3 protein-coding genes and 1 pseudogene are annotated in these 2,344 nt (G+C 52.2%); all 4 read left to right on the forward strand.

The features are described 5' to 3' along the window. The first annotated feature begins 41 nt into the window (after positions 1 to 41). The gene (locus tag PM2_RS29300; protein WP_004575497.1) at positions 42 to 395 is read left to right on the forward strand and encodes a co-regulatory protein PtrA N-terminal domain-containing protein; all 354 of its coding nucleotides are present in this window, start codon (positions 42 to 44) and stop codon (positions 393 to 395) included. A 166-nt stretch (positions 396 to 561) separates the two neighbouring features. Further along, positions 562 to 1,098 (forward strand): cupredoxin domain-containing protein, encoded by a 537-nt coding sequence (locus tag PM2_RS29305; protein WP_004575498.1) that lies wholly within the window; start codon positions 562 to 564, stop codon positions 1,096 to 1,098. Between the two features lie 93 nt (positions 1,099 to 1,191). Beyond that, positions 1,192 to 1,437: a DUF2933 domain-containing protein gene (locus PM2_RS30590; protein ID WP_004575499.1), complete on the forward strand. Its 246-nt coding sequence runs from the start codon at positions 1,192 to 1,194 to the stop codon at positions 1,435 to 1,437. A gap of 2 nt (positions 1,438 to 1,439) precedes the next feature. Then, positions 1,440 to 2,344 (forward strand): annotated as a pseudogene (locus tag PM2_RS31065) (YHS domain-containing protein); the annotation flags it as partial.

Consider the following 2,344-nt stretch of genomic DNA (forward strand, 5'->3'; position numbering starts at 1 on the left):
CCCTAAGGGAGCCGGAAAGTAAATCCATAAGGAGCTGTCCTATGAATCGCCTAAAAGTCCTTTTCTTTGTGAGCTCGATATTTGTCTCGTCTTTTGCGTTGGCTGAAGGTGGCGCAGACCGGATCGCGGAGCGTATGGAGAGCCTGCGCGACAAAGCAGAAGCAACCTTGGTACAAGCTGAAAAAGCCCCTGAAGGACAGCGCCATGTACACATGGCCGAGCATATGAAAATGCTGGGCGAAATCATGAGCCAGCTCCATCAAGATCACCCAAACGCATCAATGTCACCTCAGCAGCACCTCGCCTGGATGGAAAAACACGACGCCATGGTTGATGACGTTTTGAACCAAATGCAGCGCGAGCACAAACTGATGCTTTCTGAGAACCATCAGTAACCGAATACCTCCGACGGGGCTCTTTGAAACGCTCCGCTAGACACGGCGTCATCTGGGCGCCGTGTTTTCTCAGGAAAACTGACAGAAATGTAGTGTTCAAGTCAGTTAACGGGCAGCTCTATCCCTTTAGCATAGCTAGTGTTTTCCACTTGCTCTCGAGGTCACCATGAAAACTAAGCTCATTAGTCCAGTTATTGCGGCAATCACCCTACTCCTCGGCGCTACGGCGATGGCCAGCGTAGGTCATGGGAAAGAGGATATCGGTCAGCCTGGAGTCGCCTCAGAGGTCACTCGCACGGTTGATGTGGAGATGGGTGATATTTTCTTCAAAACTAAAAGCGTCGACGTAAAGCCCGGTGAAACGGTTCGCTTTGTACTTCACAACAAAGGGGCGTTGCTGCACGAGTTCAATATCGGCCAAGCCGCTGCTCACGCGGCGCACCAAAAAGAAATGGCGAGCATGTTCCAGAATGGAACGCTTACACCCACCGGAACTGGAAAAATGTCGGGCAATATGGGCCATAGCATGGGAGGCATGAAGATGGTTGGAATGGAACACAACGACCCGAATAGCGTGCTGATCGAGCCAGGGGCAACCAAGGAGTTGATCTGGACCTTCAACAACACAACTGGACTTCAATTTGCCTGCAACGTGCCAGGTCATTACCAGTCGGGGATGGTCGGTCAATTTGACTTGAAGTAAGCCTGAACCGACCGTTAAAACCGCGTCGACGCAAGAGTTCGCTATGCTCTGAGGCAGAGATCAGAGCAACACGCTCACAAACGGGTCTAGATCATGGATAACCATCAGCATCCGGCTGGAGGCACCTCCCCACCATTTTGGAGGCGCAAAACAGGCGTTGTACTGATCATGCTCGTTGCGATCGGTGCCTTTTACGGGGTGCGGGAACATTTCACCCACGTTTATCCGTATTTGCCCTACCTCATCCTGTTGATCTGTCCATTGATGCATTTTTTTGGGCATGGACATGGCGGACATGCCCATGGCGATCAGGCAGGAACCAACAAGGAAGAGAAATAGCTATGCCCACTACACCGAGCCACCACGATCACGGTCCCGCCCACGCTGCCTCGCCCCATGACGGTGATCTACGTGACCCGGTGTGCGGTATGGCGGTTACACCTCCAAGTAAATTTGGCGAGTCTTACCAAGGACAGACGTATCAATTTTGTAGCCAGAAATGCCAAGAGAAATTTCGGGCAGATCCAGAACGCTACATTGGTAATCATCCCAGCGCTGAACCCAGCAGCGCCGCTATAGAGCCCGCGCTACAGGTAGCCACTGAGTTTACCTGTCCTATGCACCCGGAAATAAGACAGCCAGGGCCCGGCAATTGCCCTAAATGTGGCATGACATTAGAGCCGGTCATGCCCGCGCTTGATGACGTTGACAAAACCGAGCTCCGTGATTTCACGCGCCGCTTTTGGTGGTCTCTGCCTTTAACCGTGATAGTGACCGTTCTAGCCATGGCGGGCCATTCATTACAACTCTTCCATGGTTCGGTTCAAAACTGGATCGAGTTTGCTCTTGCGACGCCGGTCACCTTATGGGCAGGTTGGCCCTTTTTTTGTAAGGGCCATAGCAGCTGTTAGAAATCGCAGTCCAAATATGTGGACACTGATAGGTTTGGGTACTGCCGCAGCGTATCTTTACAGCATCGCGGCAACCCTATTTCCCCAAAGTTTTCCCACCACCTTCATGCAAGATGGACGCATCGGCGTCTACTTCGAAGCCGCTGCGGTCATCATCTCGCTCACCTTGCTTGGGCAAATTCTTGAGCTCAAAGCACGTTCACAAACCTCCGCCGCCATTAAGTCCCTTCTAGGCCTTTCTCCCAAAACTGCACGCAAGATCAACGCTGATGGTCAGGAGGAAGACATTCCTCTTACCCATGTTCACTTGGGAGACCATTTGCGGGTCAGACCTG

It is taken from the genome of Pseudomonas monteilii NBRC 103158 = DSM 14164 (assembly GCF_000730605.1).
Classification (GTDB): Bacteria; Pseudomonadota; Gammaproteobacteria; order Pseudomonadales; family Pseudomonadaceae; genus Aquipseudomonas; species Aquipseudomonas monteilii.